The following is a 25415-nucleotide window of genomic DNA, read 5'->3' as shown; positions in this document are numbered from 1 at the left end:
CAGCGGGGGGGAGCCGATGGCGACTATCGAGCTTTCCAGCGCTCTTGATGGTGTTGCTCCCAGTGATATCGAGATTGTTGATCTACCGGATGGTTCTCAACTGGCCCAGATTGGGTCTGACCAGTTTGATGCCAATGGCTTTGGGCAGGATGGCAGCTATCGCCCCTCTCGCCCGGCAGGAGCAAACGCGCAGGATCAGGCTAGTGGACCAACATCACTCGTCGACTTGGCCCGGCGTGTTGATTATGAGGGGCTGGATGGTGGCTTCTCAAGCGAGTCGCTTTCTACCGACCCAATTGATCAGCTGCTCGAGCCCAACAAGTTCGGCTCCCTTCCCAAGATCTCTGCTGAGGGTATTCGACCTCTTGATGCCTATGCACGGCGGCCTAACCTTGCAGCGCTGACACAGGCGCGGATTGCTATTTTAATCAATGGTATCGGGCTTAACTCCGATATGACGCTCAAGGCCATTGAGGATCTCCCGGCAGACATCTCTTTGGGGCTTTCTCCATATGGTGATGACATCAACAGCTGGATGAAATCCGCCCGCCTTTCCGGGCATGAAGTGCTTCTTCAAGCTCCAATGGAGCCGTTTGATTATCCTGACAACGATGCTGGCCCGCAAAGCCTGTTGACCAATCTGGACAGGAAGCAGAACGAGGAGCGCCTCTCCTGGGTTCTTGGGCAGACCAGCAATTATGTTGGGCTTGTCAACTTCATGGGCGACCGCTTCACCTCTAACGAGACCCGCATGAGTGAGTTCCTCAGCAAAGTTCGTGATCGTGGTCTGATGTATGTTGATGACGGTTCGTCTCCCCGCTCCAGAGCAAGCGAGGTTGCCGGGACGCAGAAAGTGCCATTTGTGCAGGCCGATCTGGTTCTGGACCAGAACCTGAGCGCCGAAGCCATTGGTACACAGTTGCTGGAACTGGAAACAATTGCTCGTCAACGCGGCATTGCCGTCGCAACTGCGACTGCTTTCCCTGTTACGTTGAATGCGTTGGAGGCGTGGTCGCAGCGACTGGAGGAGCGTGGTCTTTCTCTCGTTCCAATCAGCTCTGCTATCAATTCCACACGCTAGAGCCTGTTGCGTTCATATGAACTCACGCATCATGCTCCAATCTTTCTTCTGCGCGTAGTCCCGAAAGATAGCTCCGGTTTTCGGGACTACGTACTCAACTCTCTTTATTGGACCAGACATGACCGATTACAGCGCTCTTCCTTTTCGCCCTTGTGTTGGCATCATGCTTATCAATAGGGATGGGCTCGTCTGGGCCGGCAAACGCTATGGAGACAAACAGCCAATTCCTGAAGAGTTTGCCTGGCAGATGCCGCAGGGTGGCCTGGACAAAGGGGAAGACCCGCTGGAAGCTGCGAAGCGTGAGCTTTATGAAGAGACCTCTGTAAAGTCCATCACATTGCTAGCAGAAGCACCTGACTGGTTCTCCTACGATTTTCCTGAGGAAATTCAACGCCAAGTGCGCAAGGCTAAGTATCGCGGCCAAACACAACGTTGGTTTGCATTCCGCTTTGATGGTGATGACAGCGAAATCAACATCCTGACTCCACCTGACGGGCATGCGCAGGAGTTTTGTGAGTGGCGCTGGGAAAAAGCCGAGAACCTTGCCGGTCTGGTGATCCCGTTCAAGCATCAGGTCTATCTGGATGTGGTTGAAGCGTTCTCTGAGTTCACAAGCTGATACGGCTTGGAGATGTTGTACCATCTCGCCAGTACGGATTTTCCTAGTACGTAGAATATCGGCAACCATCAGGTTTTGCTTAGCGCATACATTTGGAATGCGCTAAGCAGCTCACGTGAAGAACTTTTTTCGGGCTTCCTGTTCGATCGCATGCCGGAGTTGCAGGTCTGCCAGTTTTGCCATTTCGGGTTTCCAGTCTGACGTGCCTACAGTTTTTTGAACAACAAGCCGCTGAGCATCTATCTCTTTCTTCAATTCAATCTCGCGAGGTACAGCCCCAGCGTCGGCCATGATCCTCATGCCTGCAGCTGTATCAAGAGAACCAGGTCCACGTGCTGGCAGCGGCTTACCCTCTCCCTCAAGATTATTCAGCAGCCCTTCTGCTTGTGCTTTTAGGATTTGCCGCTCTGCAAGATTTTTAAAACCCATGATCTGTACTCATTTTCCTTTGAGATCACCTGAAAATCTGTAGGGTAGACGTAAGTTAGAACGCTATATTTGTCAATTTTATTGGCAATAAAACGAATTAAGACAAGTAAATCAAATGCTTAAAAAACCAGAATCCAAACCCGAAATGCTTTATGCTGGCATTCAGATGACCCGACCGTTGCTCCGTACCATCAGCAATCGGGTTGAGGCGGATCTTGAAGGAACCGATCTTACTGTCGGTCAGCGTGCTGTGCTGGAAGCTGCGCTTGCTTTGGAGCAGGCAACAGCGCCGCAACTCACTGATTTTCTGCAGCTGAAGCGCCAATTTGTGGCCAAGGTCCTCAAAGAATTGCTGGACAAGGAGCAAGTGGCACAAGTGAGCAATCCGCGGCACAAGCGCTCCGTGTTTTATTGTTTGACACCATCAGGCAAAGCGCTGATTAAAAAAGTTCGCAAGGCCGAGATGAAACGGATAGAAGAGTTCGCGAAGGTATTTTCCGAGGAAGAGGTGGAAACCTATTATCGCATGCAGTGCGTTTTGAATGATGCATTGTCCAAGCGCTCTTAGGATCTACCAGATTAAAGATGCGCGATTGATTGCGGTTTGCTGAGATTGGATTGAGATATGAGCAGGTTCTGGAGCCCGATTGTCCAAAAACTGGAACCCTACATCCCGGAGGAACAGCCGAAGCAACAGACCTTTATCAAACTGAATACCAATGAGAACCCATGGGGGCCCTCTCCGCGTGCTTTGGAAGCAATTGCTGCGGCCACAGGCGATGCGTTACGGTTGTATCCTGACCCGTCAGCTTCTGACCTGAGAGCGGGTATTGCATCCTCTCTTCAGCTGACCTCTGACCATATCTTTGCAGGAAATGGCAGTGATGAGGTGTTGGCGCATGCGTTTCATGCCTTCTTCAGCGGGAAAGCGCCAATTCTCTTTCCGGAGATCACCTACGCGTTCTATCCAACCTATTGTAAGCTTTACTCGATTGAACATCAGCTGATGCCCCTCGGCGATGACTTCCGTATCAATCCCAACGACTTTGCCGGGGCTTGTGGCGGTGTGGTCATCGCGAACCCGAATGCGCCAACTGGTCTTGCCATGCCATTGGAGGATATCGAAGCAATCCTCAAGGCAAACCCGGATGTGGTGGTTCTTGTTGATGAGGCTTACATCGATTTTGGTGGGCAAAGCGCGGTTCAACTTGTGCCAGATTATGACAACCTGCTGGTGGTGCAGACTTTCTCAAAGTCTCGCAGCCTTGCAGGAATGCGTGTTGGGTTTGCCGTGGGGCAGCCGCATTTGATTGAGGGATTGCACAGGGTCAAGGACAGCTTCAACTCCTATCCACTCGACAGGCTTTCACTTGCAGGCGCGCTTGCTGCCTGGGAGGACACGGAGTGGTTTGAAAAGACACGCGACCAGATTGTTGCAGATAGAGAGAAGCTCACCGAGAACCTTCAGGCGCTCGACTTTACGGTGCTGCCATCTTCAACAAACTTCATTTTCGCCTCTCACGCGCATGTTCCGGCGGAGCGGTTACATGCCGATTTAAGAGATCACGGCATTCTGGTTCGGTACTTCAAGAAAGAGCAGATCAACGACTGGCTGCGTATTTCTATCGGAACCTCTGAAGAATGTACCACACTGGTGAAAGTGCTTCGGACGATGCTCTGAGTATATTTTGTTATTTTACAGGGCGTTAGATTTAAATGTCCTGCTCGTGTCGTGGTCATGTCGGCTGTTTGTCGTGGTATTTTATTTAAGAAGCTTCCAGATTGCTCCTAGTTGAAGAACAGGAATTTTTCCGTGATTGTCAGAAAATTACGCATTGAAAAAGGGCTCTCTCAGGAGCAGCTCGCACACATGGCAGGTATCAGCACGCGGACACTGCAGCGTATTGAGCGCGGCGCGAATGCGAGCCCCGAAACCCTGAAATGCATTGCTTCTGCTCTGGACACGGATTTTGGTGATCTCAGGAAGGAACAGGACATGCCCTCAGCATCCAATGGAATTTTACCCGAGCTTTCCGGCGGGGAGCAGGAAGCTATGGAGTATGTGCGGGACATACGAAGCTTTTACATGAACCTGATCCAGTACGCCGTTGTGATCACAGCTTTGGCAGTGCTGAACCTGCTCACATCGCCGGGTTACCTCTGGTTCCTGTGGGTTGCTTTTGGGTTTGGCATCGGCCTTGTTGCTCATGGTTTGAGTGTGTTCGAGGTCATCAATCCATTTGGTGGTGATTGGGAAAAGCGTCAGATAAAGAAACGGTTGAGGCAGCGGCAGTAGCCGCTGTTATTCCAACACCGGCTCCCAGTTCTGCTCTTTCGCCAGAATGCCAAGCAAGCACAGCTCGATAGCACTGGCCAGCGTATCCTCAAAGTTCATCTTCAAATGAGCCAGTTCAGGATGCTCCAGCGCTGCCAGCGAATTTTTACGGTCTGCTTTCATCGGCCAAAGCCCTGCAACAATTGTAAAAACGTACTGGACTGCCGCAAGAGCTCCTGCCTCACTCATGTGTGGAAGGGCAGCGGTCAGTATCTCTGCCATCTGTCGGTGGCGATGCAGGAACTGCAGCTTCGCTTCTACAATGCGCTGTGTTGAGAGATTGTGCTCTAGAATTGGCGAAAGCTGGCTGACCAACAAACACAAGCGCGGATGGGTGAAGCACACCTTGGCCCAGAGCTTTGCAATACCTTTGAGATCTCGTTGGCTTTTAGGCTCAGTCAGGGACTTTTCGAAGTCGGCAATCATGAGATCCGCCTCTTCCTGAAGCAAGGCGACAAGAATTTGCTCCCGGCTTTCGTAGTATCGATAGAGACTGGATTTTGCGAGGCCAACCTCCCGTGCAACTGCGGAAAGGCTCGTGTTTTCAATACCTTCTCTATCCATCAGTGTGCGCGTTGATGTGAGGATCATCTTCTCTCGTTCAGCGAAATGTTCCGCTGTCCGCGCACGCTTATAAGCCTTTGACTTTTCGCTCATATTCTCAATCACTCTTCGGCACATCATATAAACGACCAATGGTCGGTTATTGACTCTCACAAACTCTCCAAATAAACTACCGATGTTCTGTTATTTTGACAATCTCAGGAGAGATACTTTGCAACAACAGCCAAATAATAAAAACAGTCAAAACCTTACAGGCAAAACGGCTGTGGTTACGGGCGGTAATGTGGGTCTCGGTTTTCAATCTGCTTTGGAATTAGCTGAGAGCGGTGCACATGTAGTGATTGCTTGCCGGTCCGTTGAAAAAGGCGAGACAGCAATGGCGAGGATTCACCAAAAGGTGAGTTCTGCTTCTCTGGAGGTGATACCGCTTGATCTGACCGACCGGGACAACATTCACCAGTTTGCTCAGGTTTTCAGCAGCAAGCATGACCGACTGGATATTCTGCTCAGCAATGCAGGTGTCGTGAACCTGAAAGAGCTGGCACGCACCAAAGAAGGTTGGGAAATTCACTTCGCAACCAACCATCTAGGGCACTTTCTTTTGACTGGTTTGTTGTTTGAAACGCTCGTTGCAACACCTGATGCACGCGTGGTGACCGTTTCCAGTGGTGCATACAAAGCTGCAAAAATGAACTTTGATGACCTGCATTGGGAAAACCGCCCATATGCACGGATTGGCAGCTACGCAGAGAGTAAACTTGCCAATCTCCTGTTCATGTCTGCTTTGCAACGCCGATTTGATGCGGCTGGCTCATCCGCTAAGTCTATGTCTGCTCATCCCGGCCTTGCGGCGACAGAGCGGCAACAATCTATTGGCATTGGCGGATGGTTGTCCCGTGTAATGGCACGGCCCGTCTCATTTGGCGCTCGCCCTCAGATGATGGTAGCCACAAACCCTGACCTTCCCGCCTGCACCTTCCTCGGTCCGCGCTTTGGCATGTGGGGCGCCCCAAGCCCAATCAAGCTTTCCGGTCTAGCTATTGACGAAAAGGTGCAAGAGAAGCTCTGGGCAGTTTCGGAGGAACTCACTGAGTTTCAATATCCCAAAGCCACCGAAAATGCCTGAGGGTGTGGCACCCTAGGAAGAGGTGCCCTGGTCCCATTCAGCTTTAACCGTTTCGCTCTGCTCATTAGAGAGTGCTGCTGACTTGTGCTTATTGTACCCGTCAGCAGAGACAAGTTGGGCCAAAGCCCAGACGGCTGTGGCGCGGACGGTTTCGTCTTCGTCTTGCAGGTGGTTTAGCACGTGGGGGATGAGTTTTTCTTCTGCGCTGTTGCCTGCTGCGATGAGGCAGTTGCGGATGAAGCGGTTACGGCCAATGCGCTTAACCGGAGAACCAGAGAAGAACTTGCGGAAGGTTGGATCGTCCATTTGCAGCAGCTCTGCAAGGGCTGGTTCCATCAGGTCTTCGCGGGCCTGTAATTTGGCCTCACTGGCGGACTGGGCAAACTTGTTCCATGGGCAGACGGAAAGGCAATCATCGCAACCATAGATGCGGTTGCCAATTGGTTTGCGGAATTCCAGCGGAATTGGGCCGTGGTGCTCAATGGTCAGATAGGAGATGCAGCGGTTAGCATCTACTTGATACGGCGCTGGGAAAGCCTTCGTCGGGCAAACTGTGAGGCAGCGTTTGCAGTTGCCACAATGGTCGACTTCCGGCTCATCCAATGGCAAGTCCAGTGTTGAGAAAATCGCCCCGAGGAAGAACCAGGAGCCAAGCTCTCTGGACACGAGGTTGGAGTGCTTGCCTTGCCAGCCGAGCCCAGCGGAATGAGCCAGAGGTTTTTCCATTACCGGGGCCGTGTCTACAAACACCTTTACATCCCCACCGCCTTTGGAAACCAACAGGCTGGCCAGCTCTTTCATTTTGCCTTTGACGATGTCGTGATAATCGCGGTTGCGAGCATAGACTGAAATGTGCGCTTTATCTGGCTTATCGCGCATTTCCATCGGGTCGATGTCAGGCCCATAATTCATCGCCAGCATGACAACAGAGCGGGCTTCCGGCCACAACTCTAACGGGCTTGAACGCCGGACTTCGGTTTCCGGCATCCATTCCATTGTGGCGTGATAACCCTGCTCAATGAAGTGATGCAGGCGCTCTGGCGCAAGTGGGATTGCATCCGCTGTGGTGATGCGGATGTCATCGAACCCGACTGCACGTGCGCGTTTGATCAGATCCGCCTTGACGCGTGCAGCTTGCTTCTCCGTCAACTGAATGTCTGAATGAGATTTTAGAAGTCCAGATCCGCGTAGGTCTTTGCTGCTGGCATGCCGAGCATCTTGTCCGCCAGAATTGGGCGGAAGCTCGGACGAGATTTCATCCGTGCGTACCAGCTCTTCACGTTTTCGTCCTCGGACCATGGAACTTCACCAAGATAGTCTGCACAGGAAAGAAGACTTGCTGCAGCCAGATCAGCGAATGTGAGCCGATCACCAGCCAGCCACTTTCGTGTCGCAGCAAGGTATCCGATGTAGCGCAAGTGGTTCAGCATATTGACCCGTGCAATCCGAAGAATGCTTGAGTCTGGCTGTCCGCCACCCTGGCTATCCGGCATCTCCTGTTTGTAAATGCGTTCTTGCACGATGTAGCCAATAACCTCACCGAGGAATTTTTGCAAAAACCAAGAGACGAGACGACGCGTTTCTGCACGTGCTTCAGGATGATCCGGCAACAAGCGGCTGTTAGGAATCGCATAGCCGCGAGTTTCGTCCAAGTATTCCATGATAACCATGGGCCCGCACACAGCAGGGCCATCATTTTCCTTCAGAACGGGGAGCGTTCCTGCTGGGTTCATCATGAGGAAGTCGTGACGACGTGCCCAAGGGTACTCCGTCTGACATTCAAACGGAGTTCCATATTCTCCGAGCGCTAAGCGTGCGAAGCGCGATTCAGGAGAGAAAGGATGATGATAGAGCTTGAGCATTGTTCTGATTTATGAGCAAACCTGTAACTAAAAGGTTGCTATAGAAACGTAATTTGTCTCAAAAGAGTCTTGAGACGGTAAACCATACGAAAACACGGGGACAACCTCACCAATGTCATCTGGGGAAAATTCGTGGAGACCATCGTTTAATGACAACTGAAAGTATCGTCGGCGCATTGCTGCTCGGCATCATTGAAGGCCTGACTGAATTCATCCCAGTTTCCTCCACAGGGCATCTGCTGCTGATCGGGCATTTTATTGGGTTTAAAAGTGAAGGTCGCGCCTTTGAGGTGATGATCCAGCTTGGAGCTATTGCAGCTATCCTGACTGTCTACTTCACACGGCTCACAAGAATTGCAGTTGCACTGCCAACAAGTGCAAAAGCCCGGCATTTCACACTTGGCGTTCTGCTTGCTTTTCTGCCTGCTGCAGCGATTGGCGCACTGGCCTACGATTTCATCAAAGCGGTTTTGTTTGAAACTCCCGCTCTGGTCTGCGTGACGCTGATTTTCGGTGGCATCATCATGCTGCTGGTTGATAAAATGCCTTTGCAAGCGCGCTATACCAACGTGGAAGACTACCCACTTTCGCTTTACATCAAGATCGGCTTTGCTCAGTGCATGGCTATGATCCCCGGCGTGTCTCGTAGTGGCGCTACGATTGTCGCTTCCTTGCTGATGGGCACGGACAAGCGGTCTGCGGCGGAGTTTTCATTCTTCCTTGCAATGCCGACCATGGTTGGTGCGTTTGTTTTTGATTTTCTGAAGAACAAGGACGCCTTGGGGCAGGATGACTGGACCCTGATTATCATCGGGCTCGTCTCTTCCTTCATTGCCGGTTTCTTTGTTGTGCGCAGCTTGCTGGATTATGTCTCCAGGCACGGCTTCGCACTGTTCGGCTGGTGGCGCATCATTGTAGGCGGGCTTGGACTGTTGGGGCTCATCCTCACTCAGAGCTAACCGCAGCTACAAATCATCTTCAAAGCGTCGCAAACATGCGGCGCTTTTTTATTTCAGATCAGAAGCCGGGGTATGTTTGAAGCTGTACCCTTTGTTCAACCATTCCTGAAACCTGTTTTGTGTGTCGGGATCGCTGAGCTCGTAATGAGTAACCAGTCCAGATTTTGGAATATCCTGATCTTTACGCAGCAAGGCCATGTCCAGTGTTTGACAGTTGGTGTGATAAAGCTCGACGGATCCTTTGTCCGTCTTTTGAAGATAGGCGGTATGAGAGATGTGGCCCGTTTTATCATCAACAAAATTGAGAACACCAGACTCTTCCACTTTGGTGTGGTCGAACTCTTTTTCGACTGTTTCGGGAGATACGCCCATCAACTCAGGATATCCTTCCGGGTAGCCATTTACCTTGTTCTCCCCCATCAGGCTCGATCGCAAAAACTCTGGCAGGTTGCCCTCTATGACACCGACTTTCATTGCCGCGTTGTAGCAAACCTGCGGGCGCCAGCTCTCTCTCTTTTTATCATAGTCAGCAGTAAGGCTACCCTGAAGCTTTTCATCGCCCATACGTTTGCTTTCAGGCTTGCTTGCTTCCGCTGAATCCAGCCAATCCATCTCTTTACGGAGCTTTTGAAGGGCTTTGTTGCCTGACTTCAGTGCCTTGTTGACATCGTCAATATTGCGGGCCTGAACGCATGCTTCTGCGTGGGCGAGCTCCTTGTTTACATCCTCACAAGCTGATGTGAACTTGTTAAGCTTTTTAGCATTGGCCTTACTAAAATAAGCACGCTTCACAAACTCGCCCTTACGGTCTGCATGTTCATTGTATTCTTCTCGCAGACCGCCCACTTCATCGGACAGTTCAGAGAGCGTTCTTTCTGCATCATTGATCAGTTCTGAGTGTTCCGAAACGCACTTTTGCAAGAGAGAGACGGAAGAGATAACAGCATTCTCATTCTTGTCATGGATCGCAGCCAGAGCCGCCTTGAGAGCGGATTGAGTCGCTTTATCGCATTTTTTGAAAGATGAATTCAGTGCCTTATAATTTCTCAGAATGTCACTTTTAGCATTTAGTTCAGAAATAGAATGCTCTAGCTGAGAAAAGTCCGCAGGTAAGGCAGCTTCAGCTGATGCTTCGCCTGTCTCTGCACCTTCTGCACCGCCTGCATTGATACGCAGGAGTTTAAACATATCCTCTGTCCATCGATGCTCTTCTGGGGTCAAGTCGGTCAGCGGCATGGTCTCATTCCAGTTTTGAAAGCTCTACTGCTAAGGAAACTACTTAGTATCGAACAATATGCGCTAGTATGATGAAGGCAGGACGGCTTTTAGAACTGGTGGTGAACATATGCTTATGCAGCACCTGTGAGCTTAGGTTAAAATTGAATGAGCCGCTCCATTGAGGTTGCGACTACGCAAATCACAGTCATTTCAGGCACGAAAAAACCCCGCCAGAGGCGGGGCTTTGTGGCTTAAAATCTACAAAATCACTATGACTTAGCAGGTCTTTTTGCATCGTACTGCCCATGTGGGCGGAATTTATCGAGATACGTTGGTAGAATTGCTTCCATGGAATGCGGCTCAATGCCGAGCCCTTCAAAAGTACGCTTTTCTGACTGAGCTTCCTTGCTTACAACGTTATCGCTCTTCAGCAGATTGACCTGATCAACAGTCAACATTGGCTTTGGCAGCATCTGCATGAACTTTGCCTGAATACGGGCGATCAGGAACGGCAAAGTAACCAGCATGCGTTTGCGATGAATGACCTGCATCAGCAGCTGCAAGCATTCCTTAAAGGTCGCGACCTGAGGGCCGCCTAGCTCGTAAATTTTGCCAGCTTCAGCCTTGCCCTCGATGGCATTCGCAATAGCGAGTGCAACATCACCCACATAAACAGGCTGGAATTTGGTGTGACCACCGCCGATCAGAGGCAATACCGGGAAGAGCTGCGCCATGCTGCCGAAGCGGTTGAAGAAATCATCTTCGGGGCCAAATACGATGGACGGACGGAAGATGACGGCATCTGGTATTGCATCCAGAACGGCCTTCTCGCCTGCAGCTTTTGTTCTTGCATATACAGCCGGGCTATTTTCATCCGCGCCAATTGCAGAAACGTGCACCAGGTTATCAATGCCCTGCTCTTTGCAGACCTCAGCCACTGTTGCAGGGCCTTTTGCCTGAACACTGTCAAACTTCTGAGCACCACTCTCATAGAGAATACCCACAAGGTTGATGACTGCGCAGGCGCCTTCAACAGCGCGCTCGACAGATTTTTTGTTACGCACGCTCGCAGCGACAGGCATGATTTGCCCAACAGCCCCCAGCGGCTGCAAATGCTCTGCAAGATCAGGATGACGAACAGCGGCGCGGACGCTGTATCCGCGCTCTGCTAAGATCCTGATAACGTGACGACCAATAAATCCTGACCCGCCAAAAACGGTTATAAGTTTCCCGTTAAGCGCTTGCGCCATTTTCATCCACCTTTGCCAAAATTTTGCAGGTACGCGTATTAGCGCGCATAACCCTCAAAAAAGCTATAATTCATGGGATGTTAATACGCTCAAGGTTTTGGGATGTGAAGGCACTCTGTGGAGAAATTAAAACTCTTTGCAAATGTGTGATTGACAATCTCAGCCCAGATCACTAGAACCCAGCCTCACAGAGCGGCGCTGCCAAGCAGCAACCCTCTGAAAGAAAAAGATGATATGCCCAGATGGCGGAATTGGTAGACGCGCTAGCTTCAGGTGCTAGTGCCCGCAAGGGCGTGGAGGTTCGAGTCCTCTTCTGGGCACCATCTTTTCTTCACAAAGCTCTCCCTAAAAATTACAGAGTAACTTGACCGTTTGGTGTAGAAGAGACAAAACACGTCTCATGTACCAAATCGCGCTTATTCTTCGAGAGCAACAATGACAATCAGATATCACAAGAACGATCTTCCAGACCTTTCCAACTATGCTTCAGCTGACGCTGTTGCAGTAGACTCCGAGACTTTAGGTCTGAACCCACACCGGGATCGGTTGTGCGTTGTGCAGCTTTCTTCTGGCGACGGCTCTGCTGACGTGGTGCAGATTGAGCGCGGCCAGCTGGTTGCTCCTAATTTGCAAGCGCTGTTTGAAGATGAGAGCAAGCCAAAGATTTTTCACTTTGCCCGCTTTGATGTTGCCATATTGAAAGAGTATCTGGACATTTCCGTTTCTCCGGTCTGGTGCACAAAAATCGCTTCCAAGCTCGTGCGTACCTACACGGACCGTCACGGACTGAAAGATCTCTGCCGCGAGTTGATTGGTGTTGACCTTTCCAAACAGCAGCAGAGCTCTGATTGGGCAGCTGAAAAACTGACAGATGCACAGCTGGCCTATGCTGCATCAGATGTTCTGCACCTCCATAAGCTTAAAGAACGCCTTGAATTTATGCTGGAACGTGAAGAGCGTACCGAAATTGCACAGAAGTGCTTCGAATTTCTGCCAACACGCGCGCAGCTTGACCTTGCAGGATGGCCTGAGAACGATATTTTCGCACATTCTTAAGCGAAACTCGAGTTTTCTACCAGTATTTGCGGTTTAATGGGCTTCAGCATTTGTAATTTGTTGAAGCCCCCCCATTTAGGCAGCTAGTGTGTACTTACCGCTTCCTTTCGGGTTTTTACCTGAAATTTGCGTATCAACGGAAGCGGCTTGTGCCTGTAAGATACTGGTTACTCACTGTACGAGAGACCGGAAAATGGCAACCGGACAGCGATCCCCGTCTATATCGCGTCCAGAATGTTCCAGGACTATGAATGACAACAATGGAAAACATGCCCAAAGAGTTTGCGAGTGAAGCGCAAACACGGCTTGAAAAAGCGCGCAAATCTGCGCGTCGACATTCCATTCTCGTTCGCATTCTCCGATTTGCTCTTCCTGCTGGCGGATTACTGATCGCCGCTGGTGTGATTGGCATGATCGTTTTCCAGAACATTCTTGCTGGCTTGAGCATCGGAGACATCAGCCTGACAACCGAAGGACTGGTCATGTCCAACCCACATCTGTCGGGAAATGATGGTGACCGTTCATACAACGTTCAGGCGGATCGGGCTATTCAGCGTATCACAAACCCGCAAGTGATTGATTTAGAGAATATTGTGGCCGAAATCACAATAGCTCCCGGGGAAACTGTTAGTATCACCTCTCGAAACGGGACGTTTGATACAGAGATGGAAACCCTGAATCTCACTAATGGGACTACGGTTGCGTACAGTAAAGGCTATTCCGCAGAATTTGAGTATCTCGATATTGATATGAAGACAGGTACAATCCAGACCAACGATACAGTTGATGTCACGTCTGATGGTGGCTATATCGATGCTGGATCTATGGAATTTGATCAGAAAAACAATGTTTTGAATTTTCGCCGGGGTGTCAAGATGAAGCTTCTGCCCTGGGCACTGGAGAACGGTCAATGATTAACCGGATGAGAATATTCTCTCTATCTTGTCTTATGGCATTCGGGCTGGCTGGAATGGCCCACGCACAAACGTTCTCCGATTCATTTGCCGGATTTGGTTCTAACAATAAAGAACCTATTGAGATTGAAGCGACTAACCTTCAGGTTCGTGACAAAGACAAAAGCGCTATCTTCAGCGGCAATGTTGTTGTTACCCAAGGTGAAACCAAGCTGGAAACCCAGCGCTTAATCGTATTTTATGCTGGTTCCATGGCCAATGGCACAGCGGATGGCCAGGCCGTCCAGCAGTCCATTTCCCGTCTTGAAGCAAAAGGTAAGGTCCTGATTTCCTCCAAGGATCAGGTCGCAACCGGTGACGATGCCAGCTTTGATATGGACAAGCAGGTTGTTGTGATGACCGGTAAGCGCGTTGTTCTCAGCCAGGGACCAAACGTAATTGTTGGCAAGCGCCTTGTGATCAACCTTGAAACAGGCAAAGCAAATCTGGATTCCAGCGAAACTGGCGGTAACACCGGTCGTGTGCGGATGCTTTTGCAGCCGAACAGCCTTGAAAATAAGAACTAAAGCAAAATAGGCCACGCTCTTGAGTGCACACCCAATTGATCCTCAGATCCCAACGCACCAGCCAGAAGGCATCAAGTACGCCGACCCATCAGAGGCGGTGCTTGAAGTTGATGGCATCGGCAAGAGTTACGGACGTCGTCAGGTTGTCAAACATGTCAGCTTGAATGTGCGGCGTGGCGAAGCTGTGGGACTGCTGGGTCCAAACGGAGCTGGTAAGACAACCTGCTTTTATATGATCACCGGTCTTATTCGTCCGGATCATGGTTCAATTCGCCTCGACAACTTCGACATGACGCAGCTGCCAATGTACCGCCGTGCGCGTCTGGGTGTTGGTTATCTACCTCAGGAAGCCTCGATTTTCCGTGGTCTCTCTGTTGAAGACAACATTCGTGCTGTTCTGGAAGTGGTAGAGCCGAACAAGAAGCGCCGTGAAGAAGATCTTGACTCGCTTCTAACCGAATTTGGTGTCACGCACCTGCGAAAATCACCAAGTATCGCACTCAGTGGTGGTGAGCGCCGCCGTGTAGAGATTGCGCGCGCTTTAGCAACCCGCCCATCCTTTATGCTGCTTGATGAGCCGTTTGCGGGTATTGATCCGATCGCGGTGGGTGACATTCAGCAGCTCGTACGTCATTTAACCCAACGCGGTATTGGCGTACTGATTACAGACCACAACGTTCGTGAAACGCTTGGGCTGATTGACCGCGCTTATATTATCGCGGCTGGTGAAGTTCTGACAGAAGGCAAGCCACATCAGATCGTTGCAGATCCGGATGTAAGGCGTTTGTATCTCGGGGAACAGTTCACTCTTTGATTTCCAACCTATGCCGAATTGCGTAGAAGAGTGTTGCAGGCTAGCTTGCAGCACTTGGAGGACGAAATAACTCTATGGCAATCGGTCCAAAATTAGAATTCAGACAAAGCCAACAGCTTGTCATGACGCCGCAACTGATGCAGGCGATCAAACTGTTGCAGCTGTCGAATGTGGACCTGATTGCACACGTTAATAGTGAGTTGGAAAGTAATCCCTTTCTGGAACGAGATGACAGCCCGGATGGCGCTGGACCCGCTGGAGAGACCTCCAACTCAGAAAGTACTCCAGAAGCTGACAGTAGCCCTACAGAGATGCAGGAAGGGGATTGGCTCAATAACGAGCTGGAAACAACCCCTGAAGCAATTTCGAGCAATCTGGATTCTGAACTCTCTAATGTCTTTCCTGATGACAATGGCGAGCACCAGGCCGTTGATCCGGTTCAGCAGAAGGCGGATAACTGGCAAGCACCGAGCCACAGCACTTCCTCAGGAGCCTCTGACTACAATCTTGAGGCGTTTGTTGCCGCAGAAATCTCCCTGAGTGAGCATCTTCAGGAACAGCTCGGTTTTGTGCTCACGAACCCTGCCGATGTTCTGGTCGCTCATCAACTCGTCGATTGCATTGATGAAAATGGCTATCTGCGCATTGATGGTGCTGAGATGTCTGAACGTCTCGGAGTTTCGGAACAAGACCTGGAGCGCATTATTCTTGCTTTGCAGGGGCTAGATCCGGTTGGTGTGTTTGCCCGTGATTTGTCTGAGTGCCTAAAACTGCAACTCAAAGAAAAAGACCGCTACGACCCTGCCATGCAGGCGCTGGTCGAGAACATTGAGTTGCTGGCTTTGCATGACCTCGTAAAGCTCAAACGTATTTGCAAAGTGGATGATGAAGACCTCAAGGACATGATCCTTGAGATAAAAGAGCTCAATCCGAAGCCTGGCGCTGCATTCAATACCGAAATTACCCAGCCGATTGTGCCAGATGCATTTGTTCGTCCTGCTTCAGATGGAGGCTGGACCGTTGAGCTCAACACAGAGAGCCTGCCTAAGGTTCTGGTGAGCCAGAGTTACTACTCCGAGATCTCTCAGGGCTCCAGAAACAATAAGGAACTGGCGTACTTCACCGATAGTCTGCAGACCGCAAACTGGCTGGTCAAAAGCCTTGATCAGCGAGCACGGACAATTCTGAAGGTGTCCTCTGAGATTGTTCGTCAACAAGACGGTTTTCTTACTTATGGTGTACAGCACCTTCGGCCAATGAATCTACGCGTTGTGGCAGATGCCATTGGCATGCATGAATCCACCGTCAGCCGTGTCACATCCAACAAATACATCGCTACGCCACGTGGTATTTTCGAGCTGAAATACTTTTTTTCTGCCGCAATTGCCTCTTCTGAGGGCGGTGAATCGCACTCAGCGGAATCAGTACGCTATCGAGTTAAGCAACTTATTGACGCCGAAGATCCGAAGAAGATTCTTTCAGATGACGCTCTTGTGAAAATTTTAAAAGACGACGGTGTGGATATAGCGCGACGAACTGTAGCTAAGTATCGGGAAGCATTAAAGATTCCGAGCTCAGTTCAGCGTCGGAGAGAAAAGAAAAGCCTGACCTAACCCACTGATATTTCTCATGGTTTCAATGAGACATAATAGGGTCCCGATCAGTTAATAACCTCTATAGGATGTTTTTCTGTTCTCATAGATTTTTCTAAGAACTCGAAAACAGTAGCACTTTAAACTTAGCTGGTCCAAACTACATGTGTTGAAGGGTTCTTTGCTCTTTGGCTGAAGAACCTGTCAGCGAGTAAGTCGACACAACATAAGAGGTTCCCATGACAATTAGAATTTCGGGGAGGAACGTGGACATTGGTGACGCAACCAGGACACACGTTGAAGACCGGATTTCCGATGCACTGGATAAATATTTCCCAGGAGCATACACGGGTCATGTGACAATCGCTCGCGAAGGCTCAGGCTTCCGATCCGACTGCACAGTCCACCTCAGCACGGGAGTTGTGCTTCAGGTTTCGGGTGACAGTCAGGATCCGCGACAAAGTTTCGACAAAGCAGCCGAACGCATTGAGAAAAGGCTAAGGCGCTACAACAGAAAGTTAAACGACCACCACACAAATGGCCTCCCTGCAGAGTGGGAAACATACGGCGCAACATCGTATGTTCTTGCTGATCCTGAGCAGGAAGAAGAGGTACCTGCCGACTACAGCCCACTTGTGGTTGCAGAAACTGAAGCGAAAGTGAAAACACTGACTGTCGGAATGGCAGTTATGGAGCTAGATTTAAGTGAAGCTCCCGTTGTAGTGTTCCGCAACGCTGGTAATGGTGAGGTAAATGTCGTATTCCGTCGTCACGATGGAAACGTTGGCTGGATTGATCCAAATCTCGCTAACGGGGCTGCTCCTAACTGATAATCATGGTCATCACGACCCTGTACAAAGCCGGTTTTCACCGGCTTTGTATTTTGCATGGACACGGATCAAGGAATGGATCTGAACGAACTTCTTCGTCCTGAGGCTGTCATTGCCAACCTCAAGGCAAACAGCAAGAAACAAGCCCTGCAGGAACTTGCAGAACGGGCCTCTGAGATTTGCGGAGAAACTGAGCGCGATATCTTTGATACGCTGCTGCAACGCGAACGTCTCGGCTCTACAGGTGTCGGAAACGGCATTGCAATTCCGCATGGAAAAATCGTGGACCTTGACGGGTTACACGGCCTGTTTGCGCGACTGGACAAACCGATCGAGTTCGACAGCTTGGATGACCAGCCTGTTGATCTGATCTTTGTTTTGCTTGCGCCAGAAGGCGCTGGAGCGGACCACTTGAAAGCTCTGGCACGTGTTGCTCGACTTTTGAGGGATTCTGATGTTGCAAGCAAGCTGCGCGCAACAACAGATGCTGCTGCAATTTATTCTATTCTGACCCACCCACAGGCTTCGCCTAACGCAGCCTGAGGCACGTCAGCTCAAAAACAAAAAAGCCTGGATCGGACGCATTCCAATCCAGGCTTTTTCTTTGCCTAATTCACTGGGTCTGAAGAGTTTTTCTACGCTTTGAAACGCTGTCTTTCTCTATTACTCCCTCTGAGAGCTCCCAGTAATTGGTTTAGTGGACGCTCAAAGCTTCCAGATCATTCTCAATTGCGTTTGCAATTGCTGCATTGCGTGTATCAGTCAGAACCAGTGGTGTTCCGTCAGCAGCCAAAAGAGCCCAAGCAGGAAGGTCTGCATCCTGCAGCTCAGCATCAGGGAACATCTTCTTCAGGTCATTTGGAGAAACGCGCCTAACATAGGCGACTTCACCAGCTCCGAGTTCTTCAAAATTTTCGTACGGGTCGTCGGCCAGCACAGAAGGGGCGCGTGTCATCGCCTTCTCCTTGAGAGTTACTAGAGCAGGCTGCGCATGTTTTCGCTTCAAGCTCTAAGTCTTTATTGTCGCGCGCATCTTTGCCCAAGAATCGGTTTTCCGCTTTCCGGAGATACGCATCAATATTCAGATCAGCGCGAAGAAAGGATTGCTCCTTTAATTCAGTCCCCCGCCGAGATTTCAATCCGGCGAACTATACGCTCTGGCTCAGGACGAGCAAGATCAATAGACAACAGACCATCTCGCAGGTCTGCCCCTAAAATCTCAATGCCTTCGGCCAACACAAATGCGCGTTGGAACTGTCGTGCAGCTATACCCCTGTGTAGGTATTGGCGAGTTTTGTCTTCTTGTTGGCGACCACGGATTACCAATTGGCTTTCCTCAACAGAAACATCCAGTTGGTCACGTGTGAAGCCAGCAACCGCAAGTGTGATGCGGATGACTTCACCTTTCTCTTCAGTGGCAACGAGGCGTTCAATATTGTAGGGTGGGTAGCCGTCATTGGCTGCTTTGCTCACCCTGTCCAATACGCGCTCAATATCATCGAACCCCAACATAAATGGGCTCGAAAACGCAGATACTCGCGTCATAATCCAAGTCCTTCTTCAAGCGACCCAGCTCCAGACCCTCATTAGGCATCCGGTGTGAGAGCATCTCGCCCTCGGTCTTTCCTCTGGAATATGGCGGTTAGCGGCGAAGGTTTCAAGTTAACTTAATGATACTCAATTAATTCTCCCGGATCGCAACGGTATTCTCAGGCCCTACAACAAGCTTGGGTGGTAAACTTGCAGGACTTTAAACAGTGCTGCTTTGAGCCCTTGGTCTGTTTGGTCCTTCGTTTCCCTTCCCTGCTGCCATGCCGGGAATGACAGGTTTACGTCCCCCTTAAGAAATCGTAGCGTCTGCTTTTGGAGAATGTTGCCTCAAGGGGAGTGATAGGAATGGACATTGCTGAGGTAGATAACTCACGTGCCACTTTGATGGTGAAGGCTTATCCGTTTGCGCTGATCGCTATCAGCCTTCTCATCAACCTGTTCGTCTTCGGCATTAAACCACTCGTCATCGCCCTTCCTTCTCCAGAAGCAATCGACGCCTTGATCATTGCGACGGTCATACTTCTTGGCAATCACACCTGGCTGATGACTGTCACAGAGCTGACGCGCGCTAAGTATGATCTGGCGACAACACCAGAAGAATGGGAGCAGAAAGGCGGGCGCCCGACTTCAATTGCTCAGGATGCTCGTGACGCGCTGGAACGTCGTCACAATGCTCATCGCAACACCACCGAGAACATGGTCTACTTTGTGCTGTTGGCAACTGTTGTGGCTGTCGTTTCGCCTGCCACTCTTATGGTGCAGGTTTGGATAGTTGGATTTGCCGTTGCCCGGCTTGGCTACACTTACAGTTATCTGTCAGCCCAAACCGGCCTACGAGGCTTGTTTATGAGCCTGAGCTTGCTCAGCCTTTATGGGATGGCCAGCTATCTCGTAATGGCGATGCTTATTTGATCCTCAACGCCCAAACAGAAAAGCCGGGGCAATGCCCCGACTTCTGCTTTTCACAGATCACCGTGAGCGAAATCGGTGGTCTATGATTTTCGACGTCTCACAGGCTCACCAGCTCGCGAGTTCATCAAACTTTTCAATCTGATCCGGCTTGATCTGACCTTCCTCATCACGGCCAAGGAAGATTTTCAGATAACAGTTACCATCTGCATTCAGGAAATTGATGGACACCGCCAGCTTGGAGAAGAATGGGCGCTTCAAGAACATGATAGAGTGGCACGCATCTGCCTTGATATGGCCGGAGAAGCCGCCTTCTGTCTGCTTAAGATTATAGAACCCGCGCGCATAGCTGCCTTCCGGGAACGGACCTTTCACTTCAAAGATCATGTCTCCAGTGTTTGCGATGCTTGTGACGTTGCCCCAGGCAGGGATCGCCTTGATCACTTCGTCAAAACGTTCGCCTGAATGTTCACGCCACATTTCTTCTGGCAGGCAGCGGATTGTGTCAGCCATTGAGAGGCCGTGCTCTTTGGCAATGCTCTCCAGAATGCCTGCTGGGTTTTCTGCAAGCTTCTCTTTTAGCTCTGCGATTTGTGCGTTCATGCTGCCTCTTCCTGATAGGTTTTGGTTTCTGGCTGCAAGCTTGCGGAGTGCAGCTTAAAGGCAGCCTTGAGATAAGTGAGAAGGGTTTGGTGCCAAAAGCGCCCTGCTGTGGTGAGGGAGATAATCTCCTCACCCGCGATCAGGCCAGAGCACTGCCAGTTACTCAACAATGGGTCTATGGATTTGCGAAAACCACGGGCGCTGACTTCTGTGCGCTCCAGATGCCCGAGGTCGACGCGCATCTCTTCTATTCCAGCAGCCAAGAAATTGAGGGGAGAAGACAATGGGTCGGTCCTGTGCAAACGCGACAATGGCTTCTCCCCCTCCTCCAGACACCGCATGTAGTCCACGATTCCTCCATGGATGCCGTAGGAATATCCGTTGATGTTGCCGCCTGCTCCCGAGCCGAATGCAAGGCAGTCCGCACCGGACTTGATCAATGTGTTGTAAAGATTGCGCTCGCGGGTCTGTCGGCCCCAATGACTGGAAGAGATCTGTTTCCAACCTTGGCGGTGCATGTACTCTAAACCCTCGCCGTACATGGCTCCCTGCTGCGGCAAGGATGCTGCAGGATCACAAGCCCCCTTCTCAATCGCTTTTGAAAGGGGACTGCCGGGAAAGACTGCGAGTGTGTATAGATCGACACCATCCAAGCCCAGATCCACAACAGTTCTTAAATCATCACGCCAGATTTCTGCGGTTTGATAGGGCAGACCTAATATCAGGTCACAGACGATTGCAGCACGGTTACGGTCTCTCAGGCCTTCAAAAAAGCGGATTGCTTCTGATCCGCTCGCCTTACGACCCTGCCGCTTGCGGACTTTGGTGTTGAAGGATTGAACTCCAGTTGAAAAGCGGTTGGCACCTGCATCCAGACAGGCATCAATCTTGTCATCATCAAAGTGAAAGATGCGTCCCTCAACTGTGATCTCACAATCGGCTGAGAGAGGATAAAGTTCTCGGATACGACGGATCACTCTTGCAAGGTCATTGGCATGCAAAGCTGTCGGAGTGCCGCCGCCAAAATAAACGGCGTTGATTGGTGAGCTTTGAGAAGCTTGGGAAGATGCCTCCAGCTCAAGTTCTTTGATTAATGCATCAGCATATGGGGCTGAGTGTTCATCATGCCATTTGTTGCGGTAGAACCCGCAGAACAGGCAGTGATTGGCGCAAAATGGGACATGCAAATACATGACGGCCATGCCAGACCGTTTGGATTTTTGAATTTCCTGCCAAACAAGCTGGCGCTCCCCTTCCGACACAGCCTCACCAGCAGAGCCGGGCATATGGGCACCACGGCGCTCAAATGCATAGCGGAGAGGATCGTCTGTTTCCTGAGCGAAGAACTTTTCCAGCGCAGTTTTCATCGGTCAACCTAGCTTTGTTAATTTGGTTGGCTCGCAATGCGCTGGCTAAATATGAGTATTTACATCAAGTTTTGTTTTTGAGAAGAGAAGTTCGCTCACGTGCGATAAAATGGCACAGGTTTTCGACTGCCTCCATGTGTACCACAAGAAAAAGGCCCAGCAGATGCCGGGCCTTTTGAAAGTTCTATCTGAGCAGCATTTAAGCTGTTTCGAGTGCGCCTTCCAGCTCGATACGTTTGCCGGATTTGGTGTCAAACGTGTGCAGCTTTTCTGGCTTTGCTGTCACTTTCAGGATCTGGCCTGGCTCGAAGTGCAGCTTACCAGGAGCACGAACTACAACGTCAACGCTACCTTCACCAATGGTGCCGTGAACGTAGCTCTCAGCGCCCACAGGCTCAACAACATGCACGGTCAGTGCAGTGTGCAGTCCGGAGTCGAACTTCTCACTCAGCTCTTCAATGACAAGATCTTCCGGACGAACGCCGAGGATCAGGTCAGACAGATCTGTGTTCAGTTTCACGTCAACAGTTGCGCCATTGTCGAGTTTCCACTCATTGCCGCTCTTTGCCAGCGGCAGCAGGTTCATCGCAGGAGAACCGATGAAGGTCGCAACGAATGTAGACGCTGGCTTTTCGTAAACATCAATCGGAGAGCCGATCTGCTCTACAACACCGCCGCTGAGAACAACGAGGCGATCTGCCAGTGTCATTGCTTCCAGCTGGTCGTGGGTCACGTACAAGCTAGTGGTGCCGAGTTCTTTCTGAAGCTTCTTGATCTCCATGCGCATCTGCACACGCAGCTTTGCATCAAGGTTGGACAGAGGCTCATCGAACAGGAACGCGGCAGGTTCGCGAACAATCGCGCGCCCCATTGCAACACGCTGGCGCTGACCACCGGAAAGCTGACGTGGCCGACGATCAAGGAAATCTCCGATTTCCAGAATTTCAGCCGCTTTGCGAACGCGCTTTTCGATCTCATCCTTAGGGATGCTGCGGTTTTTCAGGCCATACGCGAGGTTGCCGTAAACGGTCATGTGCGGATAGAGCGCGTAGTTCTGGAACACCATTGCGATGTCACGATCAGCGGGCTCTACATTGTTGACCAGGCGATCCCCGATGAACAGCTCACCATCTGTGATGGTTTCCAGACCTGCCACCATGCGCAGCAGAGTGGATTTGCCGCAACCGGAAGGGCCGACAAGAACAATGAACTCACCATCCTTAATGTCGATGGAGATGCCTTTTACCGCTTCTACGTTGCCTGCGTAGATTTTGCGAAGGGTATTAAGTTGAATGCCTGCCATTTTTATTTCTCGCTTTCCACGAGCCCTTTAACAAACCAAGACTGGAAGATCACCACGATGAGAACAGGTGGAAGCATTGCAAGTACTGCAAGCGCCATTGCCTGGTTCGTATCCGGGATCTGCGCACCAATCCACACCTGCAGAATCTGCTTCATACCACGCACCAGCGTGAAGAGGCTTTCATCTGTGGTGATGAGTGTTGGCCAGAGGTATTGGTTCCAACCAAACACGAACATGATGATGAAGATTGCAGCAATCATGGTCTTGGAGAGTGGAACAAGAATGTCGATGAAGAACTTCAGCGGTCCCGCACCATCGATACGCGCTGCCTCAACCAGTTCATCCGGAACGGACTTAAAGAACTGACGGAAGTAGAAGGTGCCTGTTGCAGACGCAATCAATGGGATGATCAGGCCTGAATAGGTGTTCGCCATACCGAGGCCCTGCACGATCTCGTAGGAAGGCAGAATGCGCACTTCCAGAGGTAGCAGCAGGGTGGAGAAGATGATCCAGAAGAAGAACGTTCCAAGCGGGAAACGGAAATACACGATTGCGTAAGCCGCCAGCATGGAAATGATGATCTTACCGAAGGCAAAGCCAAGGCCGAGAACCAAAGAGTTCCACAGCATAGTCAGACCAGTCACGGACTTGGTAAAACCGCCAGCTTCTGTCAACACTTGCTTATAAGTGTCAACGAAATGGCCGCCTGGAGAGAGCTGAAGGCCATCTTTGTAAATGGATACAGCATCATGACTGGAAGTCATGAGTGCGTAGACAACTGGCACCAGCATAAAGAGGGCGCCGAGAACGAGGATCACGTGATCCCAAAACTGTGAGCGTTTCATCTATCCCTCCTTAACTGTAGTGCACGCGACGTTCGATCATGCGGAATTGAACCACAGTGAGAGCGAACACGAGTATCATCAAGATCACAGACTGTGCTGAGGACCCACCAAGGTCGTTTCCGCGGAAGCCATCAAGGAACACCTTGTAAACGAGTGTTACAGGGTTGTTGCCTGGCTCACCCTTAAGCACCAGATCGATAATACCGAATGTATCAAAGAGCGCGTAAGTGATGTTGATGATCAGCAGGAAGAAGCTGGTTGGAGCCAACAGTGGGAAGGTCACAGTCCAGAAGCGACGTGAAGAAGATCTACAATCAACCGCAGCTGCTTCCTGAACGGATTTTGGAACACTCTGGAGACCAGAGAGGAAGAAGATGAAGTTGATCGGAATTTGCTTCCAAACCGCAATCACGGTCATAGCAAATGCAGTATCAAAATAGTTCACACCGATCTGCATGTTCCAGCCGAGGGCGTGGGCAAGATCGTTGAGTGGGCCAATGTGCTGGTCAAACAGCATCACGCCTACAAGGCCTGCGACGGGAGGAGCGATCGCATAAACCCACATGAGCAGAGTGCGGTATGTGGAGGCGCCTTTGATAACGTTGTCTGCTTTGACTGCCAGCAAAAGAGCAATGCTGAGAGAAAAGAATGTCACCGCAGCTGAGAAGATCAACGTGAACCATGCAGTTCTGCTGTACTCGCTCGCGGAAACAACATCTTTAAAGTTGTCTAGGCCAACAAAGGTGGAGCCGAAGCCAAACGGGTCTTCAAGATAGAAAGACGCCCTGATTGCTTCTGCGGCTGGCCACAGAAAGAAGACACCAACAATTGCCAGCTGCGGAAGCAGAAGCATGTATGGCATCAATGGATGTGAGAATTGAACTCGTTTCATGGACTGGCCTGGTCGCTGTTTTCGTTGTGGTGGCCGGTTGCTTAGCAAGCCTGACCGCTTGTTCAGAAAAGCTCACTGCGCTCTTTGACGCATGGGAACATTCTATTTCCAAAACAACCTGAGACCGGAGACACTTAAAAGCGTCTCCGGTCTTAGCGAAAGTCTCAATGCTAAGTCTTAGTTAGACGTCTTAGCAAAGCGAGCCAGAAGCTTGTTAGCTTCGTCTTCGATGGTCTGGAATGCGTCGTCTACGGATTTATCGCCGGAGAAGATTTTACCGTATTCACGGTTCATCACGTCACGCACCTGAACGTAGAAGCCCATGCGATAACCTTTGGTGTTGTCGCCACCTGGCAGTGTCAGCTGCTTGATGCCGATTTCAGCAGCAGGTACGCGGTCGTAGTACCCATCCTTAGTTGCCAGCTCATATGCAGCGTTGGTGATTGGCACGTAACCAGTTTCCTGGTGCCAGTAGTACTGCATTTCTGCGGAAGTCAGGAAGGAGTAGAAGTTCGCAACACAGTCGTTTTCTGCTTTTGGCTTGCCGGACATTGCGAAGAGTGCAGCGCCACCGATGAAGGTGTTGGTGCCTGTCTCGCTAACAGAAGCCCAATGAGGCAGGTAGGTTGCGGAGAATTTGAAGTCTGTGGATTTTGTCAGGCCACCGAAGGAACCTGAGGAACCCAGCCACATTGCAGCGGAACCGTCCTGGAATACCTTCTGGTTGTCA

At 50.7% G+C, this 25415-nt stretch carries 29 protein-coding genes and 1 tRNA gene; 16 read left to right on the top strand and 14 right to left on the bottom strand.

The window, feature by feature from the left end:
• Together PPL9_RS11040 and PPL9_RS11035 are read left to right on the top strand one after the other, a co-directional pair.
• The coding region (locus PPL9_RS11040) for a divergent polysaccharide deacetylase family protein (protein WP_057462749.1) at positions 1–1081 on the top strand (1081 nt) is incomplete at its 5' end.
• 118 nt (positions 1082–1199) lie between these two features.
• Positions 1200–1700: an RNA pyrophosphohydrolase gene (locus PPL9_RS11035; protein WP_057462748.1), complete on the top strand. Its 501-nt coding sequence runs from the start codon at positions 1200–1202 to the stop codon at positions 1698–1700.
• A gap of 111 nt (positions 1701–1811) precedes the next feature.
• Here PPL9_RS11035 and PPL9_RS11030 read toward each other — a convergent pair whose 3' ends face one another.
• The gene (locus PPL9_RS11030) at positions 1812–2129 is read right to left on the bottom strand and encodes a DUF1992 domain-containing protein (protein ID WP_057462747.1); all 318 of its coding nucleotides are present in this window, start codon (positions 2127–2129) and stop codon (positions 1812–1814) included.
• Between the two features lie 115 nt (positions 2130–2244).
• Between PPL9_RS11030 and PPL9_RS11025 the strand changes: the two genes are divergently transcribed.
• The 3 genes from PPL9_RS11025 (at position 2245) to PPL9_RS11015 (ending at position 4425) form a co-directional block, all read left to right on the top strand.
• On the top strand, positions 2245–2697 hold the full coding sequence (locus PPL9_RS11025; RefSeq protein ID WP_057462746.1) for a MarR family transcriptional regulator: 453 nt from the start codon (positions 2245–2247) through the stop codon (positions 2695–2697).
• Between the two features lie 57 nt (positions 2698–2754).
• A complete protein-coding gene (hisC, locus tag PPL9_RS11020) occupies positions 2755–3810 on the top strand; it encodes a histidinol-phosphate transaminase (protein WP_057462745.1) in 1056 nt (351 codons plus the stop codon).
• Positions 3811–3942: 132 nt separating this feature from the next.
• A complete protein-coding gene (locus PPL9_RS11015; RefSeq protein WP_057462744.1) occupies positions 3943–4425 on the top strand; it encodes a helix-turn-helix domain-containing protein in 483 nt (160 codons plus the stop codon).
• A gap of 6 nt (positions 4426–4431) precedes the next feature.
• Here the strand turns inward: PPL9_RS11015 and PPL9_RS11010 are convergent, their stop codons facing one another.
• Positions 4432–5121, bottom strand: coding sequence for a TetR family transcriptional regulator (locus PPL9_RS11010; protein WP_057462743.1), 690 nt, complete (start codon positions 5119–5121; stop codon positions 4432–4434).
• Positions 5122–5239: 118 nt separating this feature from the next.
• Here PPL9_RS11010 and PPL9_RS11005 point away from each other — a divergent pair, with 118 nt between their 5' ends.
• The gene (locus PPL9_RS11005; protein ID WP_057462742.1) at positions 5240–6154 is read left to right on the top strand and encodes an oxidoreductase; all 915 of its coding nucleotides are present in this window, start codon (positions 5240–5242) and stop codon (positions 6152–6154) included.
• A 12-nt stretch (positions 6155–6166) separates the two neighbouring features.
• On the opposite strand, the gene queG is transcribed toward PPL9_RS11005, so the two are convergent.
• Both queG and PPL9_RS10995 read right to left on the bottom strand, forming a co-directional pair.
• Positions 6167–7303, bottom strand: coding sequence for a tRNA epoxyqueuosine(34) reductase QueG (gene queG, locus PPL9_RS11000; RefSeq protein ID WP_057462741.1), 1137 nt, complete (start codon positions 7301–7303; stop codon positions 6167–6169).
• Between the two features lie 20 nt (positions 7304–7323).
• Entirely contained in the window at positions 7324–8016 is a 693-nt protein-coding gene (locus PPL9_RS10995; protein WP_057462740.1) for a glutathione S-transferase family protein, read from the bottom strand.
• A 149-nt stretch (positions 8017–8165) separates the two neighbouring features.
• Between PPL9_RS10995 and PPL9_RS10990 the strand changes: the two genes are divergently transcribed.
• Positions 8166–8975 carry an undecaprenyl-diphosphate phosphatase gene (locus PPL9_RS10990; protein WP_057462739.1) on the top strand — a complete coding sequence of 270 codons (810 nt, stop codon included), beginning with the start codon at positions 8166–8168 and terminating at the stop codon, positions 8973–8975.
• 48 nt (positions 8976–9023) lie between these two features.
• Here PPL9_RS10990 and PPL9_RS10985 read toward each other — a convergent pair whose 3' ends face one another.
• Both PPL9_RS10985 and PPL9_RS10980 read right to left on the bottom strand, forming a co-directional pair.
• A complete protein-coding gene (locus tag PPL9_RS10985) occupies positions 9024–10211 on the bottom strand; it encodes a hypothetical protein (RefSeq protein WP_057462738.1) in 1188 nt (395 codons plus the stop codon).
• Between the two features lie 251 nt (positions 10212–10462).
• Complete coding sequence (locus PPL9_RS10980) at positions 10463–11449, bottom strand: complex I NDUFA9 subunit family protein (RefSeq protein WP_082596745.1); 987 nt, start codon at positions 11447–11449, stop codon at positions 10463–10465.
• Positions 11450–11679: 230 nt separating this feature from the next.
• Here PPL9_RS10980 and PPL9_RS10975 point away from each other — a divergent pair.
• From PPL9_RS10975 to ptsN, 8 genes are all read left to right on the top strand, one after another.
• Positions 11680–11766 (top strand) — tRNA-Leu (locus PPL9_RS10975).
• Positions 11767–11878: 112 nt separating this feature from the next.
• Positions 11879–12499 (top strand): ribonuclease D, encoded by a 621-nt coding sequence (locus PPL9_RS10970; RefSeq protein WP_057462737.1) that lies wholly within the window; start codon positions 11879–11881, stop codon positions 12497–12499.
• 251 nt (positions 12500–12750) lie between these two features.
• The gene (gene lptC, locus PPL9_RS10965) at positions 12751–13413 is read left to right on the top strand and encodes an LPS export ABC transporter periplasmic protein LptC (RefSeq protein WP_208989304.1); all 663 of its coding nucleotides are present in this window, start codon (positions 12751–12753) and stop codon (positions 13411–13413) included.
• Entirely contained in the window at positions 13410–13979 is a 570-nt protein-coding gene (lptA, locus tag PPL9_RS10960) for a lipopolysaccharide transport periplasmic protein LptA (RefSeq protein WP_208981640.1), read from the top strand. Before lptC ends, lptA begins: the two co-directional genes overlap by 4 nt.
• A 70-nt stretch (positions 13980–14049) precedes the next feature.
• Positions 14050–14793 carry an LPS export ABC transporter ATP-binding protein gene (lptB, locus tag PPL9_RS10955; RefSeq protein WP_244271713.1) on the top strand — a complete coding sequence of 248 codons (744 nt, stop codon included), beginning with the start codon at positions 14050–14052 and terminating at the stop codon, positions 14791–14793.
• A gap of 74 nt (positions 14794–14867) precedes the next feature.
• Positions 14868–16406, top strand: coding sequence for an RNA polymerase factor sigma-54 (gene rpoN, locus PPL9_RS10950; protein ID WP_057462734.1), 1539 nt, complete (start codon positions 14868–14870; stop codon positions 16404–16406).
• Between the two features lie 218 nt (positions 16407–16624).
• Positions 16625–17215: a ribosome-associated translation inhibitor RaiA gene (gene raiA / locus PPL9_RS10945; RefSeq protein WP_082596743.1), complete on the top strand. Its 591-nt coding sequence runs from the start codon at positions 16625–16627 to the stop codon at positions 17213–17215.
• 75 nt (positions 17216–17290) lie between these two features.
• Entirely contained in the window at positions 17291–17758 is a 468-nt protein-coding gene (gene ptsN, locus PPL9_RS10940; RefSeq protein WP_057462732.1) for a PTS IIA-like nitrogen regulatory protein PtsN, read from the top strand.
• Positions 17759–17909: 151 nt separating this feature from the next.
• On the opposite strand, the gene PPL9_RS10935 is transcribed toward ptsN, so the two are convergent.
• Both PPL9_RS10935 and PPL9_RS10930 read right to left on the bottom strand, forming a co-directional pair.
• Positions 17910–18170: a DUF1150 domain-containing protein gene (locus PPL9_RS10935; RefSeq protein ID WP_008548441.1), complete on the bottom strand. Its 261-nt coding sequence runs from the start codon at positions 18168–18170 to the stop codon at positions 17910–17912.
• A 161-nt stretch (positions 18171–18331) separates the two neighbouring features.
• Positions 18332–18760 (bottom strand): Hsp20 family protein, encoded by a 429-nt coding sequence (locus PPL9_RS10930; RefSeq protein ID WP_057462731.1) that lies wholly within the window; start codon positions 18758–18760, stop codon positions 18332–18334.
• Between the two features lie 351 nt (positions 18761–19111).
• Here PPL9_RS10930 and PPL9_RS10925 point away from each other — a divergent pair, with 351 nt between their 5' ends.
• Entirely contained in the window at positions 19112–19678 is a 567-nt protein-coding gene (locus tag PPL9_RS10925; protein WP_057462730.1) for an MAPEG family protein, read from the top strand.
• A 105-nt stretch (positions 19679–19783) separates the two neighbouring features.
• Here PPL9_RS10925 and hutX read toward each other — a convergent pair whose 3' ends face one another.
• From hutX to PPL9_RS10895, 6 genes are all read right to left on the bottom strand, one after another.
• Entirely contained in the window at positions 19784–20278 is a 495-nt protein-coding gene (gene hutX / locus PPL9_RS10920) for a heme utilization cystosolic carrier protein HutX (RefSeq protein ID WP_057462729.1), read from the bottom strand.
• Positions 20275–21645 (bottom strand): heme anaerobic degradation radical SAM methyltransferase ChuW/HutW, encoded by a 1371-nt coding sequence (gene hutW, locus PPL9_RS10915; protein ID WP_057462728.1) that lies wholly within the window; start codon positions 21643–21645, stop codon positions 20275–20277. The genes hutX and hutW overlap by 4 nt, the downstream gene beginning before the upstream one ends.
• A 199-nt stretch (positions 21646–21844) precedes the next feature.
• On the bottom strand, positions 21845–22948 hold the full coding sequence (locus tag PPL9_RS10910) for a sn-glycerol-3-phosphate import ATP-binding protein UgpC (RefSeq protein WP_057462727.1): 1104 nt from the start codon (positions 22946–22948) through the stop codon (positions 21845–21847).
• A gap of 2 nt (positions 22949–22950) precedes the next feature.
• Positions 22951–23793, bottom strand: a complete 843-nt coding sequence (gene ugpE, locus PPL9_RS10905; RefSeq protein WP_057462726.1) for a sn-glycerol-3-phosphate ABC transporter permease UgpE — start codon at positions 23791–23793, stop codon at positions 22951–22953.
• Positions 23794–23803: 10 nt separating this feature from the next.
• Complete coding sequence (locus PPL9_RS10900) at positions 23804–24685, bottom strand: ABC transporter permease subunit (protein WP_057462725.1); 882 nt, start codon at positions 24683–24685, stop codon at positions 23804–23806.
• Between the two features lie 177 nt (positions 24686–24862).
• Positions 24863–25415: extracellular solute-binding protein (locus PPL9_RS10895; protein WP_152986663.1), on the bottom strand; the 553-nt coding region annotated here is incomplete at its 5' end.

Source organism: Pseudovibrio sp. POLY-S9 (assembly GCF_001431305.1).
In the GTDB taxonomy this organism is placed as follows: domain Bacteria; phylum Pseudomonadota; class Alphaproteobacteria; order Rhizobiales; family Stappiaceae; genus Pseudovibrio.
The sequence above is the reverse complement of the archived record's forward strand: the minus strand, read 5'-3'. Positions and strand labels throughout refer to the sequence as shown.

Excerpts from the sequence above, each read along its gene's own strand:
- PPL9_RS11035 (WP_057462748.1), top strand. The coding sequence starts at position 1,200 with ATGACCGATTACAGCGCTCTTCCTTTTCGCCCTTGTGTTGGCATCATG.
- PPL9_RS11030 (WP_057462747.1), bottom strand. The coding sequence starts at position 2,129 with ATGGGTTTTAAAAATCTTGCAGAGCGGCAAATCCTAAAAGCACAAGCA.
- PPL9_RS11025 (WP_057462746.1), top strand. The coding sequence starts at position 2,245 with ATGCTTAAAAAACCAGAATCCAAACCCGAAATGCTTTATGCTGGCATT.
- hisC (WP_057462745.1), top strand. The coding sequence starts at position 2,755 with ATGAGCAGGTTCTGGAGCCCGATTGTCCAAAAACTGGAACCCTACATC.
- PPL9_RS11010 (WP_057462743.1), bottom strand. The coding sequence starts at position 5,121 with ATGAGCGAAAAGTCAAAGGCTTATAAGCGTGCGCGGACAGCGGAACAT.
- PPL9_RS10995 (WP_057462740.1), bottom strand. The coding sequence starts at position 8,016 with ATGCTCAAGCTCTATCATCATCCTTTCTCTCCTGAATCGCGCTTCGCA.
- PPL9_RS10990 (WP_057462739.1), top strand. The coding sequence starts at position 8,166 with ATGACAACTGAAAGTATCGTCGGCGCATTGCTGCTCGGCATCATTGAA.
- PPL9_RS10985 (WP_057462738.1), bottom strand. The coding sequence starts at position 10,211 with ATGCCGCTGACCGACTTGACCCCAGAAGAGCATCGATGGACAGAGGAT.
- PPL9_RS10980 (WP_082596745.1), bottom strand. The coding sequence starts at position 11,449 with ATGAAAATGGCGCAAGCGCTTAACGGGAAACTTATAACCGTTTTTGGC.
- PPL9_RS10970 (WP_057462737.1), top strand. The coding sequence starts at position 11,879 with ATGACAATCAGATATCACAAGAACGATCTTCCAGACCTTTCCAACTAT.
- lptC (WP_208989304.1), top strand. The coding sequence starts at position 12,751 with ATGACAACAATGGAAAACATGCCCAAAGAGTTTGCGAGTGAAGCGCAA.
- lptA (WP_208981640.1), top strand. The coding sequence starts at position 13,410 with ATGATTAACCGGATGAGAATATTCTCTCTATCTTGTCTTATGGCATTC.
- rpoN (WP_057462734.1), top strand. The coding sequence starts at position 14,868 with ATGGCAATCGGTCCAAAATTAGAATTCAGACAAAGCCAACAGCTTGTC.
- raiA (WP_082596743.1), top strand. The coding sequence starts at position 16,625 with ATGACAATTAGAATTTCGGGGAGGAACGTGGACATTGGTGACGCAACC.
- ptsN (WP_057462732.1), top strand. The coding sequence starts at position 17,291 with ATGGATCTGAACGAACTTCTTCGTCCTGAGGCTGTCATTGCCAACCTC.
- PPL9_RS10935 (WP_008548441.1), bottom strand. The coding sequence starts at position 18,170 with ATGACACGCGCCCCTTCTGTGCTGGCCGACGACCCGTACGAAAATTTT.
- PPL9_RS10930 (WP_057462731.1), bottom strand. The coding sequence starts at position 18,760 with ATGACGCGAGTATCTGCGTTTTCGAGCCCATTTATGTTGGGGTTCGAT.
- PPL9_RS10925 (WP_057462730.1), top strand. The coding sequence starts at position 19,112 with ATGGACATTGCTGAGGTAGATAACTCACGTGCCACTTTGATGGTGAAG.
- hutX (WP_057462729.1), bottom strand. The coding sequence starts at position 20,278 with ATGAACGCACAAATCGCAGAGCTAAAAGAGAAGCTTGCAGAAAACCCA.
- hutW (WP_057462728.1), bottom strand. The coding sequence starts at position 21,645 with ATGAAAACTGCGCTGGAAAAGTTCTTCGCTCAGGAAACAGACGATCCT.
- PPL9_RS10910 (WP_057462727.1), bottom strand. The coding sequence starts at position 22,948 with ATGGCAGGCATTCAACTTAATACCCTTCGCAAAATCTACGCAGGCAAC.
- ugpE (WP_057462726.1), bottom strand. The coding sequence starts at position 23,793 with ATGAAACGCTCACAGTTTTGGGATCACGTGATCCTCGTTCTCGGCGCC.
- PPL9_RS10900 (WP_057462725.1), bottom strand. The coding sequence starts at position 24,685 with ATGAAACGAGTTCAATTCTCACATCCATTGATGCCATACATGCTTCTG.